A 16,895-nucleotide genomic window follows, 5' to 3' on the forward strand; every position below is an offset into this window, starting at 1 on the left:
CTTACCGGCGCCAGCCGCCGTGGATCTGCTCGCTGGCTGGGTCGGGGGCGAAGACCACGCCGTCGTGCGGCTCCACCGTCCGGTCGGTGAGCCCGGCGGCCCGCATCAGCGGCCCGACCAGGAGGTCGTACACGCCGGGCAGGACGGTGAACCCGAACCGCATGACGGCGTTCACCCGGCCCACCGACACCTCGCGCCGCGGGTTGTCGGCGAGGTCCACGATGGCCCGGGCGACCCGTTCCGGCGTGGTGACCGGCAGCGGCGGCCGGCCGAGCCGGCGCAGGTGGTTCGCGGCCCGCTGGTAGACGGGGGTGTCCACGCTGCCCGGGGTGACGACGCAGACGTGCAGGCCCGGCGTCTCCCGGGTCTCCTGCTGGAGCACCCGGGCCAGCCCCTGCACACCCCACTTGCTCGCCACGTACCCGCTCATGTACGGCGCGGTGATGTGGCCGAGCACCGATCCGGTGAGGATAAGGGTGCCCCCGCCGGACGCCCGGAAGTGCCCCAGCGCGGCCCGGGCCACGGCGGCCGTCGCAAGCAGATCGGTCCGGACCACCTGCTCGAAGACGTGCTCCGGGGTGTCCTCGAAGCGGCCGTACGCCATCACCGCCGCGGTGTGTGCCCATACGTCGATGCCGCCGAACTCGGCGACGGCGGCGTCGGCGACCGCGGCCGGCGCGCCGGGCTCGGCCACGTCGGTGGGCACCGCCACGGCATGGGCGCCGGCGGCGATGCACTCGGCGCGTACCTGGTCGAGCGTCTCCGGGGCGCGGGCGGCGAGGACCAGGCGGTCCCCGCGGCCGGCGAACTCCCGGACCGCCGCCCGGCCGATCCCGCTTGTCGCGCCGGTGACGACCACCGTACGGCTCACGGCGTCAGCACGACCTTCACGCACCCGTCCTGCTTCTTCTGGAACATCTCGTACGCCCGCGGCGCGTCCGCCAGCGGCAGCTGGTGGGTCCGCAGGTCCTCCACCCCCAGCGGGTCGTCGTCCCGGGCGAGCAGCGGGATGATCTCGTCGGTCCAGCGCCGGACGTGGCACTGTCCCATCCGCAGCTGGACGCCCCGGTCGAACATCTCCATCAGGGGCAGCGGGTCGACCTCGCCGCCGTACACCCCGGAGACGGAGACGGTGCCGCCGCGCCGGACGGCCTTGAGCGCGGCCTTGAGGACGACGAGGCGGTCCACGCCCACCTTGTCGGTCATCGTCTGGGCCAGCTTGTCCGGCAGCAGGCCGGCGGCGGTCTGGGCGAGCTTGCCCAGCGGCGCGCCGTGCGCCTCCATGCCGACGGCGTCGATGACCGCGTCCGGGCCCCGCCCGTCGACGAGGTCGATCAGAGCGCCCGGCACGTCGTCGAGTTCGGTGACGTCGAGCACCTCGATGCCGTGCCGGCGGGCCATCTCGAGGCGCTCCGGCACGAGGTCCAGGCCGATCACCCGGCCGGCGCCGAGGTGCCGGCCGATCCGCGCGCAGAACTGGCCCACCGGGCCGAGCCCGAACACGGCGAGGGTGCCGCCGGGCGGTGTGTCTGCGTACTTCACGGCCTGCCAGGCGGTGGGGAGGATGTCGGAGAGGTAGAGCCAGCGCTCGTCGGGGCCGGTGTCCGGGACCTTGACCGGGCCGAACTGTGCGTGCGGTACCCGCAGGTACTCGGCCTGCCCGCCGGGCACCGACCCGTAGAGCTTGGTGTAGCCGAACAGGGCGGCGCCCTTGCCCTCGGCGGTGACCTGGGTGGTCTCACACTGGGCGTAGAGCTGGCGGTCGCACATCCAGCACGAGCCGCAGGAGATGTTGAACGGCACCACCACCCGGTCACCGGGCTTGAGCCGGGTGACCCCGGGGCCGACGTCCTCGACGACGCCCATCGGTTCGTGGCCGAGCACGTCCCCGGGCTTGAGGAACGGCCCGAGCACCTCGTAGAGGTGCAGGTCGGAGCCGCAGATCGCGGTGGAGGTGATCCGGACCACCGCGTCGGTCGGCTCCTCGATGCGGGGGTCGGGCACCTCCTCGACCCGTACGTCCCGCTTGCCCTGCCACGTCACTGCCTTCATGCCCGGATGTCCCCTCTCGTCGGCCTCCGCAGGGGTGCTACCCGCGCAGCGCCGCTTGAACCGGGAGGCGGGAACGAAACGGGCCGCCGCGCCTCGTGGGTGCGGCGGCCCGTACCGGCCCGGCCGGAGCCGTCAGGAGCCGGGGGTGTTGTCGCGGCCCTTCGCGGTGGCGGCGAGGTAGTCGCGGTTGAGGCGGCCGATGGTGTTCAGCGGGATGCCCTTCGGGCAGACCACGGTGCACTCGCCGGCGTTGGTGCAGCCGCCGAAGCCGGCCTCGTCGTGCGCGTCGACCATGTCGATCACCCGGGTGTACCGCTCCGGCTGGCCCTGCGGCAGCAGCGAGAGCTGGGTGATCTTGGCGGCGGTGAAGAGCATGCCGGAGCCGTTCGGGCAGGCCGCCACGCAGGCGCCGCAGCCGATGCAGGCCGCCGACTCGAAGGCGGCGTCCGCGTTCGCCTTGGCCACCGGCACCGAGTGCGCCTCGGGGGCGCTGCCGGTCGGGGCGGTGATGAAGCCGCCGGCCGCGATGATCTTGTCGAACGCGTTGCGGTTGACCACCAGGTCCTTGATCACCGGGAAGGCCCGGGCCCGCCAGGGCTCGATGTCGATCGTGTCGCCGTCGGAGAACTGCCGCATGTGCAGCTGGCACGCGGTGGTGCCGCGCTGCGGCCCGTGCGCGTCGCCGTTGATCATCAGGCCGCACATGCCGCAGATGCCCTCGCGGCAGTCGTGGTCGAACGCCACCGGCTCCTCGCCGGCGAGGATCAGCCGCTCGTTGAGCACGTCGAGCATCTCCAGGAAGGACATGTCCGGGGAGATGTCCTCGACCTGGTAGGTCACCATCCGACCCTTGTCCTGAGGGCCGTTCTGGCGCCAGATGCGCAGGGTCAGGTTCACTTGTAGCTCCGCTGCGTGGGGTGGACGTATTCGAAAAGCAGGTCTTCCTTGTGCAGCACCGGCTGCTCGGCGCCGTACTCCCAGGCCGCCACGTACGCGAACCGCTCGTCGTCGCGCTGCGCCTCGCCGTCGGGGGTCTGGTGCTCGGCCCGGAAGTGGCCGCCGCAGGACTCCTCGCGGTGCAGGGCGTCGATGCACATCAGCTCGGCCAGCTCGAAGAAGTCGGCCACCCGGCCGGCCTTCTCCAACGACTGGTTGAGCCCGTCGGCGTCCCCGATGATCCGCACCCGCTGCCAGAACTCCTCGCGCAGCGCCCGGATCTCGTCGATGGCCTTGCGCAGGCCGGCCTCGGAGCGCTCCATGCCGCAGTGCTCCCACATGATCTGGCCCAGCTCCCGGTGGAACGAGTCCACGGTCCGGTCGCCGTTCACCGCCAGCAGCCGCTGGATCCGGTCCTCGACGGCGCGCCGCGCCTCGACCGCCGCCGGGTGGCTCGCCTCGACGGTGTCGAACGGTCCGGCCGCCAGGTAGTTGGCGATGGTGTTCGGCAGGACGAAGTAGCCGTCGGCGAGGCCCTGCATGAGCGCCGAGGCGCCGAGCCGGTTCGCGCCGTGGTCGGAGAAGTTCGCCTCACCGATCACGAACAGGCCGGGGATGGTCGACTGGAGGTCGTAGTCGACCCAGAGGCCGCCCATCGTGTAGTGCACGGCCGGGTAGATCCGCATCGGGACCTCGTACGGGTCCTCGCCGGTGATCCGCTCGTACATCTCGAAGAGGTTGCCGTACTTCGCCTCGATGGCCTTGCGGCCGAGCCGCTGGATCGCGTCGGCGAAGTCCAGGTAGACGCCGAGCCCGCCGGGGCCGACGCCGCGGCCCTCGTCGCAGACGTTCTTCGCGGCCCGGGAGGCGATGTCCCGGGGCACCAGGTTGCCGAAGGAGGGGTAGATCCGCTCCAGGTAGTAGTCCCGCTCGTCCTCGGGGATGTCCTTCGGCCGGCGGTCGTCACCCTTGGCCTTCGGCACCCACACCCGGCCGTCGTTGCGCAGCGACTCGCTCATCAGGGTCAGCTTCGACTGGTGGTCGCCGGAGACCGGGATGCAGGTCGGGTGGATCTGCGTGTAGCAGGGGTTGGCGAAGTAGGCGCCCTTGCGGTGCGCCCGCCAGGTGGCGGTGACGTTGCAGCCCTTGGCGTTGGTGGAGAGGTAGAAGACGTTGCCGTACCCGCCGGAGGCGAGCACCACCGCGTCGGCGAACTCGGATGCGATCTCGCCGGTGACCAGGTCCCGGACGACGATGCCCCGGGCCCGGCCGTCGACGACGATCAGCTCCAGCATCTCGTGCCGGGAGTTCATCTCCACGTTGCCCAGGCCGATCTGCCGCTCCAGGGCCTGGTACGCCCCGAGCAGCAGCTGCTGGCCCGTCTGGCCCCGGGCGTAGAAGGTGCGCTGGACCTGCGCGCCGCCGAACGAGCGGGTGTCGAGCAGGCCGCCGTACTCGCGGGCGAACGGGACGCCCTGCGCCACGCACTGGTCGATGATGTTCACCGAGACCTCGGCGAGCCGGTGCACGTTCGACTCCCGGGACCGGAAGTCGCCGCCCTTGACGGTGTCGTAGAAGAGGCGGTGCACCGAGTCGCCGTCGTTGCGGTAGTTCTTGGCGGCGTTGATGCCACCCTGCGCGGCGATCGAGTGGGCCCGGCGCGGGCTGTCCTGGTAGCAGTAGGACTTGACCTGGTAGCCCTGCTCGGCGAGGGTCGCCGCGGCCGAGCCGCCGGCCAGGCCGGTGCCGACCACGATCACCGTCATCTTCCGCCGGTTCGCCGGGTTGACCAGCTTGGCCTCGAAGCGGCGGCGTTCCCAGCGGGTCTCGATGGGGCCGTCGGGAGCCTTGGTGTCGGCGACCGGGTCGCCTTCGCGGTAGAGATCCATGATCAACGCACCAATCCGATGAGTACGGCGAACGGCACCACCAGGTAGCCGGCGCTGAGCGCGACGGCGAACACGAGCGCGAAGGTCCGGGCCCGGGCCTCGCCCTTCGGCGTCTGCTGGCCGAGGCTGCGCAGCGCGCTGAAGGCGCCGTGGCGCAGGTGGAAGCCGAGGGTGACGACCGCGAGGGTGTAGAAGAGCGTCACGTACCAGCGTTCGGGGGCGAAGTCCGCCACCACGTTCGCCTGGGGCCGGGCGGGGTCGCCGACCGGGTTCAGGTGACCGGTGGTCAGGTCCAGGATGTGGTAGACCACGAAGAGGGCGATGATCACACCGCCCCAGCGCATGGTGCGGGCGGCGTAGCTGCCCCGGACCTTCTTGCGGTGGGCGTACTTGACCGGGCGGGCGGCCCGGGCGCGCAGCGCCAGCACGGTCGCGGCCCAGATGTGGGCGACCAGCGCCACCAGCAGCACGCCGCGCTGCAGCCACAGGTACCAGCCGTACGGGAGAAGGGGCTCGCCCAGCTCGCGCAGCCAGTGCGCGTAGTGGTTGAAGTCCTCGGATCCGGTGAAGATCTTCAGGTTGCCGAGCATGTGCGCGATGAGGAACAGCACCAGGAGAATGCCCGTCACCGCCATGACGGCCTTGAGGCCGACGTTGGAGCGGATGGGCGACCGTGTTCTCGTCGTGACTACCACACGACCGACGCTAGGAGCAGTTTGATCAGTCGTCCAATGCATCGACCCCGCAGTCTTCATAGCCGTAGGCTATGTAGATGCAGCTGCATCAGCTCCGGTACTTCGTAGCGGTCGCAGAAGTACGACATTTCACCCAGGCGGCCGACCTCGTCGGCATAACGCAGCCCTCGTTGAGTAAGCAAATTCACGCGCTGGAGACCGACCTCGGCACCCCGCTCTTCGAACGGGTAAGGGGCAAGATCGGCCTCACCGCGGCGGGGGAGGTGCTGCTGCCGCTGGCCAAGCGGATCCTCGCCGACGTGGACACCGCCACCCGCGAGGTGCAGGAGCTGGTCGGCCTGCGGCGCGGCCGGGTACGCCTCGGCGCCACCCCCAGCCTGGCGACCTCACTGGCCCCGCCGGTGCTGCGCCGCTTCCGGGACGCCCACCCCACGGTGGACCTGCGGGTGGAGGAGGGCGGCTCGCAGGATCTGGTGCGCGACCTGCTCCGGGGCGATCTGGACCTGGCATTGATCATTATGCCGGCCGCCGGCACCGACCCGGGACTGCGCACCGATCCGATCCTCACCGAGAGCCTGGTCGTGGCCAGCGTCGGGCCGCTGGGCAGCGCGTACCCCACCGACGAGGTACGCGTCACCGACCTGCGCGACCAGCCGCTTGTCATGTTCCGCGAGGGCTACGACCTGCGCGACGCCACCCTCCAGGCCTGCCGGGACGCCGGCTTCGAGCCCCGGATCTCCGTCGACGGCGGCGAGCTGGACGCCGTGCTGAGCTTCGTCGAGGCCGGGCTGGGCGCCGCCCTGGTGCCCGGCAGCGTCGTCGCGCGCCGGGGTGGCGTCCGGGTGACCCGGCTCGCCCCGCCCGGCGTACGCCGCACGATCGCGGTGGCCCGCCGCCGCGATGTGGTCCCCACCCACGCCGGCCGCGAACTCCGCCGCATCCTGCTGGAGTACGTCCAGGACGCCACCGCCGCGGACGAGCTCCCGCCGGGCGTCGAACCCCTCTGACGGGTCAGCGGGCTTCGGCGTCGTCCATCGCCCGGTAGATGCGTTGCTCGCTCACCGGGTACTGGGTGCCCAGGGCCTGGGCGAAGACGTTCACCCGTAGCTCCTCGATCATCCAGCGGATCTGCCGGACGGCCGCCGACTGCCGCTTCGTCGGCGGCAGGGCGGCCAGCAGGTCCGCGTACTCCTTCTGCACCACCGCGATCCGGTCCTGCTGCTGCTTGTCGCGGGCCGGGTTGCCGGGCAGCCGGTCCAGCCGGCGCTCGATCGCGGTGAGGTAGCGCAGCAGGTCGGGCAGGCGCGCGTACCCGGTCTCGGTGATGAAGCCGGCGTGGACCAGGCCGCCCAGCTGCGCCCGGATGTCGGCGAGGGCGGCCACCACGGCGAGGTTCCGGGTCGCGCCGAGGCGCTGCTCGACCGCGTACGCGGCGGCCAGCACCCGGCGCACCCGGTTCATCACCTCCACGACGGTGTCCACCAGGTCGGCGCGGACCCGGTCGCGCAGCGCCGCGAAGCCCTCGGCGTCCCATGCCGGCCCACCCGCGTCGGCGATCAGCTTGTCGATCGCCGCGCCGGCCGCGTCCTCGATCAGCGCCTGTACGCCGCCGTGCGGGTTGCGGGACAGCGCCAGCTTCGCCTCGTTCGACAGCCGCCCCTGCAGGAACTTCGCCGGCGAGGGCACCGTCAGCCGGAGCAGCCGGCGGGTGCCCGCCCAGTGGGCGGCCTCCTGCTCGGCGGGGGAGTCGAACACCTTCACGCCGACCGTCGCGCCCTCGTCCACAAGCGCCGGGTACGCCGTCACCGCGTACCCGGCCCGGACCTGCTCGATCGTGCGCGGCAGAGCGCCGATGCCCCACTCGGTCAGCCCGGTGCGGGCGACGTCGGGCGCGGCGGCGGCCACCACCTGGCGTACCTCCGCCTTGAGCTGGCGTTGCAGCGTGGGCAGGTCCTTGCCCTCGGCGACCGGCTTGTCGTCGTCGCCGAGGACCCGGAAGGTGACCCGCAGGTGCGGCGGCAGCTTCGCCACGTCCCAGGCGTCCCGGGGTACGGTCACGCCGGTCATCCGGCGCAGCTGCCGGGTGAGCGCGTCCAGCAGCGGCTCCTCGCCGGCGGGCAGCGCGGCGAGGGCGGCGCGGGCGTAGTCCGGCACCGGGACGAAGTTGCGCCGGATCGCCTTGGGCAGCGAGCGGATCAGCGCGATGACGAGGTCCTCACGCAGCCCCGGCACCTGCCAGTCGAAGCTCTCCGCCGGCACCTGGTTGAGCAGCGGCAGTGGAATGTCGACGGTCACGCCGTCGGTCGGGGCACCGGGGTCGAACGTGTACGTCAGCGGCAGGGCGACGCCGTCGGCCCGCCACTCGTCCGGGTAGTCGGTCTCGTCCACCCCGCCCCGGCCGGCGTTGACCAGCAGCTCCCGGGTGAAGGTGAGCAGCTCCGGCCGCTGCCGCCGCTCCTTGCGCCACCAGGCGTCGAAGTGCCGCCCGGAGACCACGTCGGCGGGGATCCGCTCGTCGTAGAACTGGAAGATCGTCTCGTCGTCGACCAGGATGTCCCGCCGCCGGGCCCGGTTCTCCAGCTCCCCCACCTCGTCCAGCAGCCGCTGGTTGTCGGCCCAGAACTGGTGGTGGGTGGACCAGTCACCCTCGACCAGGGCGTGCCGGATGAACAGCTCCCGGCTCAGCGCCGGGTCGATGCGGCCGAAGGTGACCTTGCGGGAGGTGACGATCGGGATGCCGTACAGCGTCACCTTCTCGTACGCCATGACGGCCGCCTGCTTCTTCTCCCAGTGCGGCTCGCTGTAGCTGCGTTTCACCAGGTGCTGGGCGAGCGGCTCGACCCACTCCGGCTCGATCCGGCCGTTGACCCGGCCCCACAGCCGGGTGGTCTCCACCAGTTCGGCGGCCATCACCCAGCGCGGCGGCTTCTTGAACAGCGCCGACCCGGGGAAGAGGGCGAACTTCGCCCCGCGCGCCCCGAGGTACTCGTGCTTCTGCGCGTCCTTCAGCCCGACGTGCGACAGCAGCCCGGCCAGCAGGGACTGGTGCACCCTCGGGGTGTCGATCTCCTCCGGCAGGTCCGCGCCGGTGCCGCCCCGCCCGCCGCCGTCGGGCGCCGTCTCGCGCCGGCCCCGCTCCGGGGTACGCAGCACCTGCCGAAGCTGGCTGACGATGTCCTGCCACTCGCGGACCCGCAGGTAGTTCAGGTACTCCGCCTTGCACATCCGCCGGAACGCGCTCGACGACAGGGCCCGTTGCTGCTCGCGCAGGTACCGCCACAGGTTCAGGTACGCGACGAAGTCCGACTCCTTGTCGGCGAACCGGGCGTGCGCCTGGTCGGCCTGGGCCTGCTTCTCCACCGGCCGCTCGCGGGGGTCCTGGATGGACAGCGCCGCCGCGATCACCACCACCTCGGTGGCGCAGCCGTTGCGCTCGCCTTCGAGGACCATCCGGGCCAGCCGCGGGTCGACCGGCAGCTGGGCCAGTCGCCGGCCGAGCGCGGTGAGCCGCTTCGCCGGGTCGGGCTCGGTCGGGTCCAGCGCACCCAGCTCGTGCAGCAGGTTGACCCCGTCAGTGATGTTGCGCCGGTCGGGCGGGTCGATGAACGGGAACGCGGCGATGTCGCCGAGCCCGATCGCGGTCATCTGCAGGATGACCGACGCGAGGTTGGTGCGCAGGATCTCCGGGTCGGTGAACTCCGGCCGGCTCTCGAAGTCCTGCTCGTCGTAGAGGCGGACGCAGATGCCGTCCGACGTACGCCCGCAGCGGCCCTTGCGCTGGTTGGCCGACGCCTGCGAGACCGGCTCGATGGGCAGCCGCTGCACCTTCAGCCGGTTGGAGTAGCGGGAGATGCGGGCGGTGCCCGGATCCACCACGTACTTGATGCCGGGCACGGTCAGCGACGTCTCCGCGACGTTGGTGGCGAGCACCACCCGGCGACCGGAGTGCGGGGCGAAGACGCGGTGCTGCTCGGCGGTGCTCAGCCGCGCGTACAGGGGCAGGATCTCGGTGCCCAGCAGGGACCGCTTCTTCTGCACGAGCTTGCCGAGCGCGTCGGCGGTGTCCCGGATCTCCCGCTCGCCGGAGAGGAATACCAGGACGTCGCCGGGCCCCTCAGCGGCCAGCTCCTCCACCGCGTCGCCGATCGCCTGGATCTGGTCGCGGACGTTCTCCTCGTCCGCCTCGTCCTCGTCCCCGCTCTCGGTGATCTCGACCAGCGGCCGGTACCGCACCTCCACCGGGTAGGTCCGGCCGGAGACCTCGACCACCGGCGCCGGGTTGCCCTCGGCGTCGGCGAAGTGCTTCGCGAACCGGTCGGTCTCGATGGTCGCCGACGTGATGACGACCTTCAGGTCGGGGCGGCGGGGCAGGAGCTGCTTCAGGTAGCCCAGGATGAAATCGATGTTGAGGCTGCGCTCGTGCGCCTCGTCGACGATGATCGTGTCGTACTGGCGCAGCATCCGGTCGGTCTGCAGCTCGGCGAGCAGGATGCCGTCGGTCATCAGCTTGACCAGGCTCCGGTCGCTCACCTGGTCGGTGAAGCGCACCTTGTAGCCGACCACGTCGCCCAGCTCGGTGCCCAGCTCCTCGGCGATCCGGTCGGCGACCGTACGCGCGGCGAGCCGGCGGGGCTGCGTGTGCCCGATCAGACCGTTGACCCCCCGGCCCAGCTCCAGGCAGATCTTGGGTAGCTGGGTCGTCTTGCCGGAGCCGGTCTCGCCCGCGACGATCACCACCTGGTGGTCGCGGATCGCCGCCGCGATGTCGTCCCGGCGCTCGCTGACCGGCAACGCGGGCGGGTACGTGATGGTGGGCACGGCCGTCCGCCGGCTCGCGATCCGCGCCTCGGCCTGGGCCACGTCCGCCGCGATCTCGGCCAGCGCGGATTCCCGGCGCTGCGGGTCGCGCAGCTTCCGGACCCCGTCCAGCCGCCGCTGCAGGCGACGCTGGTCGCGGAACATCAGGGTGCTCAGCCGGCGGTGCAGGTCGCGGACGGCGTCGGAGGCGGCTTCTTTCTGCATGTCGCCGCCAAGGATAGGCAGCCCGCCGCTGCGCCGCCCCCGGGTTACCGGCCGGCGGGCCCGGCGCCGCCCTCCCGGCTCGGCGGGGGCGCTCTAGAGTGAGGCGCCGACATCGACCACGGGGGGGGCGGGACCATGACGATGCGGGACACCGACCGGGCGCTGGTGCAGGCGGCCACGGCGGTGGCGAAGTTGCGCTGCCGCAACGCCCGCCACACGGTGGCGGCCGCCGCGCGGACCGCCGACGGGCGGGTCTTCAGCGGGGTGAACGTCCACCACGAGGCCGGCGGCGCGTGCGCCGAGGTGGTGGCGGTCGGCGCGGCGGCCACCCAGGGCGTCACCGAGCTGGAGACCATCGTCGCCGTGGCCGACCGGGGCCGCGAGGTCGTCCCGCCGTGCGACGGCTGCCGGCAACTGCTCCGCGACCTCTACCCCGACCTCCGGGTGATCACCGGCCCGCTGGACGCCCTCACGGCTGTCCCGCTCGCCGCCCTACCGCCCGGGTAGGGGTCAGTCGCCGGCCGCCGCCTCCAGCATCGAGCGGGGGAGCGGCACGCCCTCGAACCGGAGGATGCCCTCCGGCACCATCCAGCTCATCACCTGTACGACCAGCCGCCCCGCCCGGACCGCCGGATCGTTCGCGTACAGCTCGCGGGCCTCGTCGGGCGACACGGAGAGCACCACGAAGCCGCGCAGCCGCTCGTCGTCCGCGTCGAGGAACGGCCCGGCCGCCAGGACGAGCCCCTGCTCCGCCAACCCGGCCTGGTGGGCCAGATGGGCGTCCTGGATCCGGTCGAGCGCGTCCTGCGGCAGCTCCGGTGCGTCCGCCGGCCGCACCAGGAGCACGACCGTGTGCTGGTCGAATCGCATCCCTTGAGGTTAAGGCGTGCCGGCCGCCGGCTCGTCGCTATCGACGGCCGCCGGTTAGGAACGTCGTAGCAGGTCGGCTAAGGTTAGGCGTTCCTAAGTACCCCGTGCAGGAGAGTCGTTGACCACCCTCGCCGCCCGGCCCGCCCCGGCCGGATCCACCACCCGTGGGCGCGTCGGCCGCCGGCTGGCGGTCACCGCCGTGGCCGCCCTCGCGCTGGTGCTGGCCGTGCTGGCGAGCTTCGCCCTGGGCAGCCGGCCGATCCCGGTGGACCAGGTGTGGCACGCGCTCGTCGCCCCGGACGGCGGCGAGGCCAGCACGATCGTCCGCGACCTGCGGCTGCCGCGCACCGCCCTCGGCCTCGCGGTCGGGCTCGCGCTCGCGGTGGCCGGGGTGCTGCTGCAGGCGCTCACCCGCAACCCGCTCGCCGAGCCGCGAATCCTCGGCATCAGCGCCGGAGCCTCGCTCGGTGTCGTGCTGGCCATCTCGGTCTTCGGCGTCTCCACCCTCGCCGGCTACGTCTGGTTCGGCATCGCCGGGGCGCTCGGCGCCGGTGTGCTCGTGTTCGCCGTCGCCACCCGCGCCCGCGAGGGCGCCAGCCCGGTCACCCTCGCGCTCGTCGGCGCGGCTCTCGACGCCAGCATCGCCTCGATCGTGTACGCGCTGCTCAGCATCGACGCGCGCACCTTCGAGGAGTACCGGTTCTGGGTCGTCGGCGGGTTGACCGGCCGGGACGTGTCCGTCGCCGCGCAGGTGCTCCCGTTCGTGCTCGCCGGCCTGGTGCTGGCCGCCGTCGTCGCGCGGGGCCTCGACGCGCTCGCTCTCGGCGACGACGTGGCACGCGGACTCGGCCACCGCATCGGGCTCGTCCGCCTCGCCGGGGGCGCCGCCGCCGTGCTGCTCACCGGCGCCGCGGTCGCCGCCGCCGGGCCGATCGCGTTCGTCGGGCTCGCCGTCCCGCACCTGGCCCGCGCGCTGGTCGGCGCCGACCACCGCTGGACCCTCGCCCTCTCCGCCCTGCTCGGGCCGGCGCTGCTGCTCGGTGCCGACGTCGTGGGCCGCCTCGTCGATCCACCCGGGGAGGTGCCGGCCGGCATCGTCACCGCCCTGCTCGGCGCGCCCCTGCTGGCGGTTCTGGTGCGCCGCGCGAAGGTGGTGACCGCGTGAACGCCGCGGCGCGTCCCGCCTCCGGCGCCCCCGCTCCGCCGCGTGCCACCGGCGGTCGGCCGGGCAGCGCCCCGGTCGCCGCGCTGCCCGGGCGGTCGCTGCTGCGGATCGGCGCGGCCGCCGTGCAGGTCCGCCGCCGCTCGGTGCTGGTCGCCACCGTGCTGCTGGTGCTGCTGCTCACGGCCGGCGTGCTCAGCCTCTCCCTCGGCACCCCGTTCGTGGCCGCCGGGGACGTGCTGCGGGCGCTCTCCGGCGCCGGCACCCCGTACGACCTGGTGGTGCTCGACCTGCGACTGCCCCGGCTGGTGCTCGCGGCGGCGGCCGGCGCGGCCTTCGGGGTGGCCGGCGCCCTCATCCAGAGCGTGGCGCGCAACCCGCTGGCCAGCCCCGACGTCATCGGCATCACCCAGGGCGCGGGCCTCGCCGCCACGGTGGCCCTGACCAGCGGCGCCGGCGCCGTGCTGGTCGCGCCGAGCGCCCTGGCCGGTGGACTGGTCGCCGCCGGTCTGCTCCTCGCCCTCGGCGCCCGGCACGGGCTGGCCGCCCAGCGGTTCGTGCTCGCCGGTGTGGCGGTGGCGTTCGCGCTGCGGGCGCTCACCGAGGTGGTCATGCTCACCGCCGACCCGATCGACGGGCTGCGGGCGCAGATCTGGCTGATCGGCACGCTCGCCGGGAAGGGCTGGAACGAATCGCTCTGGATCGCCGGCACCCTCCTGGTGCTGGCGCCGGTGCTGGCCTGGGCCGGCTGGGCCCTCAACAGCAGCGCCCTGGACGACGACACCGCGCGCGGGATCGGGCTGCGCCCGGTGGCCCGCCGGATCGGCCTGGCCACGACCGGCGTGCTGGTCGCCGCGATGGTCACCGCGCAGGTCGGCGCGGTCGACTTCGTCGCCCTGGTCGCACCGCAACTGGCCCGGCGACTGGTCCGCGCCGAACGCCCGCCGCTGGTGTGCGCGGCACTGCTCGGCGCGCTGCTGCTGGTGCTCGCCGACCTCGCCGGGCGCCGGCTGTTCGCGCCCACCCAGTTGCCGGCCGGGGTGCTCACCGCCGCCATCGGCGGCCCGTACCTCATGTTCCTGCTGCTCCGCGGTCGCCGGAGGCCGTCGTGACGGCCCCTGTTGTCCCGCGCCCTCGGAAGGAGGCGTGATGCTCTCCACCCGCGACCTGGTCGCCGGCTACGACGAGCGGACGGTGCTGGACGGGCTCGACCTCGACCTGCCCCGCGACGCGTTCACCGTCATCGTCGGGCCGAACGCCTGCGGGAAGTCCACGCTGCTGCGCACCATGGCCCGGCTGCTCGCGCCCCGCCGGGGCACCGTGCTGCTCGACGGGGCCGCCATCCGGGATCTGCCCACCCGTGAGGTCGCCCGGCGGCTCGCCGTACTCCCGCAGAGCCCGCTGGTCCCCGAGGGGGTGACCGTCGCCGACCTGGTCGGACGGGGACGGCAGCCGTACCAGCGGTGGTGGCGGCAGTGGTCGGCCGAGGACGGGGCGGCGGTGGACCGGGCCATGGCCCTCGCCGACGTCGCCGGGCTGGCCGACCGCCCCGTCGACACCCTGTCCGGCGGGCAGCGGCAGCGCGTCTGGATCGCGATGACACTGGCCCAGGACACCGAGGCGCTGCTGCTCGACGAGCCGACCACCTTCCTCGACCTGGCCCACCAGGTCGAGGTGCTGGACCTGCTGCACCGCCTGCGCGCCGAGCGGGGCCGGACCGTCGTCGCCGTGCTGCACGACCTCAACCAGGCCGCCCGGTACGCCGATCACCTGGTCGCCATGCGTTCCGGCGCCGTGGTCGCGGCCGGGCCGCCGCGGGACATCCTCACCGCCGAACTCGTCCGGGACGTGTTCGGGCTCGACTGCGTCGTCGTGCCGTGCCCGGTGACCGGCGCCCCGCTGGTGGTGCCCGGCCTCACCAGCCCGTCGCTGGCCCAGCCGGCCGGCGCCGCGCCGGCCGGGGTCGCCGGCTCGGCCGCGGGCACTGGACCGGCCGCGGGCGCCGCCGACCCGAGCGCGGCGGGAACCCGTACCGACCCGATCGTCGCGGGCGCCGCTCCGGCTGCCCGCCCCTCCGCCGACGACGCGGCACCGCCGCGCGCCGGTTCGTACCCCTCGAAAGGACACTGATGCGTCGTCTCGCCGCCGCCCTCACCGCGGCGCTCGCCCTTGGCGTCGCCCTCACCGCCTGCGGTGAGAGCGACCCGGTCGCCGGCACCGCCACCGGGGAGACCCGGGAGATCACCCACGCCATGGGCACCACGAAGGTACCCGCCGAGCCCAAGCGCGTCGTGGTGCTCGACACCGACAAGATCGACACTGCGCTGTCGCTCGGCGTCACCCCGGTCGGCGCCGCCACCGCCGGAGAGGCGAAGAGCTGGCCGACCTACTTCGGCGAGGAGAAGCTCGCCGGGATCAAGGAGGTCGGGGTGCTCACCGAGCCCGACCTGGAGGCCATCAACGCCCTGAAGCCCGACCTGATCCTCGGCAGCAAGTTCCGCCAGGAGAAGTTCTACGACGAGCTGTCGGCGATCGCGCCAACCGTCTTCACCGAGAAGGTGGGCATCACCTGGAAGGAGAACTTCCTGCTCGACGGCCAGGCGCTCGGCAAGGAGCAGGAGGCGAAGGACCTGCTGGCGGCGTACGAGAAGCGGGCGAAGGACTTCGGTGCCGCGCTCGGCGACGCCGCGAACCGCAAGGTGTCGATCGTTCGCTTCGTTCCGGGCAACATCCGGGTCTACGGGCCGGACTCGTTCTCCGGCATCGTCATCGGTGACACCGGGCTCGGCCGCCCCGAGCGGCAGCAGTTGGCCGACAAGGAGGACAAGCGCTTCGACCTGGTCAGCCCCGAGCGGATCAGCGAGGTCGACGGCGACGTGATCTTCGTGACCGCGTACGGCGAGAAGGCCGCCGCCGAGCAGACCAAGCTCACGGCGGGCAACCTGTGGCAGGGCCTGTCGGCGGTCAAGGCCGGCAAGGCGCACGTCGTCTCCGACGAGATCTGGATGACCGGCATCGGCGTCGGCGCCGCCAACAAGATCATCGACGACCTGGCGAAGTACCTGTCGGCGTGACCGTGCCGCCCCTGGCCGCCCCCGGGCCCGCAGGATCGCGCTAGGTCGGTGAAGTAGTGGTCTCCCCGTGACGGGGAGGCCACTACTTCTGTGCCCGAGCACGATCTTGACGAGCGGCAAGGCCAGATCGAGGCGGGCGACGAAGCGACCACGGTCGGACACGACCCACTGCGTCCGGGGTCGGGCAGCCCGGCGAGCACGAGCCGGACCCGGGTGCGGGACTCCTGCGGCGACTCAGCGCCTCCGTCGGCGAGGTCGACCGCCCTGAGCAGCGCTCGCCAGCCCCGACGGCCGGCTCGGGCGAGCGCGTACTCGCGCAGGGCGCCTACGTCGGTGAGGCGGCGGGACAGCAGGCCGTCGATGACCACGACGGCCTCCACGAGGTCCAGCCAGCGCGCCAGGTCCCAGCAGGTGCGCGTCGGAGCGGTCACGGTGATCCCGGCCCGGTCCCGCAGGTCGTCGCCATCGACGTGACCCTGGTGAAAGCGCAGTCCGGCTCGCCGCCGGCGCACCGGACGCCGCGTCCCCACCACGTGGCGGGCGGGGCGCGCGGTGCCGGCCGGACCGGGAGACCCGTCGGGGCGCGGCTGCGGACCGTCCGGAAGCAACACGTCGATGGGCTCGTCGAGAGGGTACGAGCCGACGCCGTACAGTGCGGCGGCCGCGCGCCCGGCGATGGCGGATCCCGCCGGGGCCAGCCAGCGGATCGCCGCTGCGCACCGGTACTGATGGGTGAGCGGAAGCGCCGCGTCGGCGTAGACGTCGCGGAAGAGCGGTCGCCACGCCGTGCTGCGGAGATCGTTCCGGGTGAGCAACCCGCGGGAGATGGCCGTGGAACCACGGAAGATCCGGCCGCGAAGCTGGGGCGGCCGTCGAGGAGACTTGGGCATGCCCTGACGGTGCCCGATCGGGCGCCCTGCCGCTGTCCCCTGTGGATAACCCTGCCGCACCCTCGCAAGATCACGCCCCGGGGCGCACGTAGTGGCCTCCCGGTGCTCGCGAGGCCACTACATGTGCGATCGAGCGTGATCTTCCCCGGCAGCGGCAGCCGGGGCCGCCGCGGCGGCTGCCGCGGCAGGGGCGGCCGCGGGGTGGCGTGGGGGTCAGACATCCCATGTCGTTGGGGCGTCAAGCGGCGGCGGGTTGGGTGCGGTGGGCCCAGGCGGTGGTTTCGTCGTAGTGGGTGCCGGTTTTG

At 73.1% G+C, this 16,895-nt stretch carries 13 protein-coding genes; 6 read left to right on the forward strand and 7 right to left on the reverse strand.

Translation table 11 applies throughout. The features are described from left to right. Nucleotide 1: 1 nt before the first annotated feature. The 5 genes from ABTW87_RS22510 to ABTW87_RS22530 all read right to left on the reverse strand — a co-directional run bounded on the left by ABTW87_RS22510 (nucleotide 2) and on the right by ABTW87_RS22530 (nucleotide 5,572). Nucleotides 2-871 carry an SDR family NAD(P)-dependent oxidoreductase gene (locus ABTW87_RS22510; RefSeq protein ID WP_350652912.1) on the reverse strand — a complete coding sequence of 290 codons (870 nt, stop codon included), beginning with the start codon at nucleotides 869-871 and terminating at the stop codon, nucleotides 2-4. Further along, complete coding sequence (locus tag ABTW87_RS22515; protein WP_350652913.1) at nucleotides 868-2,052, reverse strand: zinc-dependent alcohol dehydrogenase; 1,185 nt, start codon at nucleotides 2,050-2,052, stop codon at nucleotides 868-870. The genes ABTW87_RS22510 and ABTW87_RS22515 overlap by 4 nt, the downstream gene beginning before the upstream one ends. A 132-nt stretch (nucleotides 2,053-2,184) precedes the next feature. Further along, on the reverse strand, nucleotides 2,185-2,949 hold the full coding sequence (locus ABTW87_RS22520) for a succinate dehydrogenase/fumarate reductase iron-sulfur subunit (protein ID WP_350652914.1): 765 nt from the start codon (nucleotides 2,947-2,949) through the stop codon (nucleotides 2,185-2,187). Further along, a complete protein-coding gene (locus ABTW87_RS22525; RefSeq protein ID WP_350652915.1) occupies nucleotides 2,946-4,877 on the reverse strand; it encodes a fumarate reductase/succinate dehydrogenase flavoprotein subunit in 1,932 nt (643 codons plus the stop codon). The genes ABTW87_RS22520 and ABTW87_RS22525 overlap by 4 nt, the downstream gene beginning before the upstream one ends. Nucleotides 4,878-4,879: 2 nt before the next feature. Continuing rightward, nucleotides 4,880-5,572, reverse strand: coding sequence for a succinate dehydrogenase cytochrome b subunit (locus ABTW87_RS22530; RefSeq protein WP_350652916.1), 693 nt, complete (start codon nucleotides 5,570-5,572; stop codon nucleotides 4,880-4,882). 77 nt (nucleotides 5,573-5,649) lie between these two features. Here ABTW87_RS22530 and ABTW87_RS22535 point away from each other — a divergent pair, with 77 nt between their 5' ends. Next, the gene (locus tag ABTW87_RS22535; RefSeq protein ID WP_350652917.1) at nucleotides 5,650-6,579 is read left to right on the forward strand and encodes a LysR family transcriptional regulator; all 930 of its coding nucleotides are present in this window, start codon (nucleotides 5,650-5,652) and stop codon (nucleotides 6,577-6,579) included. Nucleotides 6,580-6,583: 4 nt separating this feature from the next. Here ABTW87_RS22535 and hrpA read toward each other — a convergent pair whose 3' ends face one another. Continuing rightward, a complete protein-coding gene (hrpA, locus tag ABTW87_RS22540) occupies nucleotides 6,584-10,594 on the reverse strand; it encodes an ATP-dependent RNA helicase HrpA (protein WP_350652918.1) in 4,011 nt (1,336 codons plus the stop codon). Between the two features lie 135 nt (nucleotides 10,595-10,729). Between hrpA and ABTW87_RS22545 the strand changes: the two genes are divergently transcribed. Beyond that, a complete protein-coding gene (locus ABTW87_RS22545) occupies nucleotides 10,730-11,101 on the forward strand; it encodes a cytidine/deoxycytidylate deaminase family protein (RefSeq protein WP_350652919.1) in 372 nt (123 codons plus the stop codon). Between the two features lie 3 nt (nucleotides 11,102-11,104). Here the strand turns inward: ABTW87_RS22545 and ABTW87_RS22550 are convergent, their stop codons facing one another. After that, on the reverse strand, nucleotides 11,105-11,464 hold the full coding sequence (locus ABTW87_RS22550; RefSeq protein ID WP_350652920.1) for a YciI family protein: 360 nt from the start codon (nucleotides 11,462-11,464) through the stop codon (nucleotides 11,105-11,107). A gap of 118 nt (nucleotides 11,465-11,582) precedes the next feature. Here ABTW87_RS22550 and ABTW87_RS22555 point away from each other — a divergent pair, with 118 nt between their 5' ends. From ABTW87_RS22555 to ABTW87_RS22570, 4 genes are read left to right on the forward strand one after another with little or no spacing between them, the layout of a single operon-like run. Next, nucleotides 11,583-12,629, forward strand: a complete 1,047-nt coding sequence (locus ABTW87_RS22555; RefSeq protein WP_350652921.1) for a FecCD family ABC transporter permease — start codon at nucleotides 11,583-11,585, stop codon at nucleotides 12,627-12,629. Then, nucleotides 12,626-13,738, forward strand: coding sequence for a FecCD family ABC transporter permease (locus ABTW87_RS22560; RefSeq protein ID WP_350652922.1), 1,113 nt, complete (start codon nucleotides 12,626-12,628; stop codon nucleotides 13,736-13,738). The genes ABTW87_RS22555 and ABTW87_RS22560 overlap by 4 nt, the downstream gene beginning before the upstream one ends. Nucleotides 13,739-13,775: 37 nt before the next feature. Further along, nucleotides 13,776-14,756, forward strand: coding sequence for an ABC transporter ATP-binding protein (locus ABTW87_RS22565; RefSeq protein WP_350652923.1), 981 nt, complete (start codon nucleotides 13,776-13,778; stop codon nucleotides 14,754-14,756). Further along, the gene (locus tag ABTW87_RS22570) at nucleotides 14,756-15,700 is read left to right on the forward strand and encodes an ABC transporter substrate-binding protein (RefSeq protein ID WP_350652924.1); all 945 of its coding nucleotides are present in this window, start codon (nucleotides 14,756-14,758) and stop codon (nucleotides 15,698-15,700) included. Before ABTW87_RS22565 ends, ABTW87_RS22570 begins: the two co-directional genes overlap by 1 nt. Nucleotides 15,701-16,895 lie beyond the last annotated feature (1,195 nt).

Origin of the sequence: Micromonospora sp. NPDC126480, from assembly GCF_040302465.1 — a bacterium.
Taxonomy (GTDB): Bacteria; Actinomycetota; Actinomycetes; order Mycobacteriales; family Micromonosporaceae; genus Micromonospora.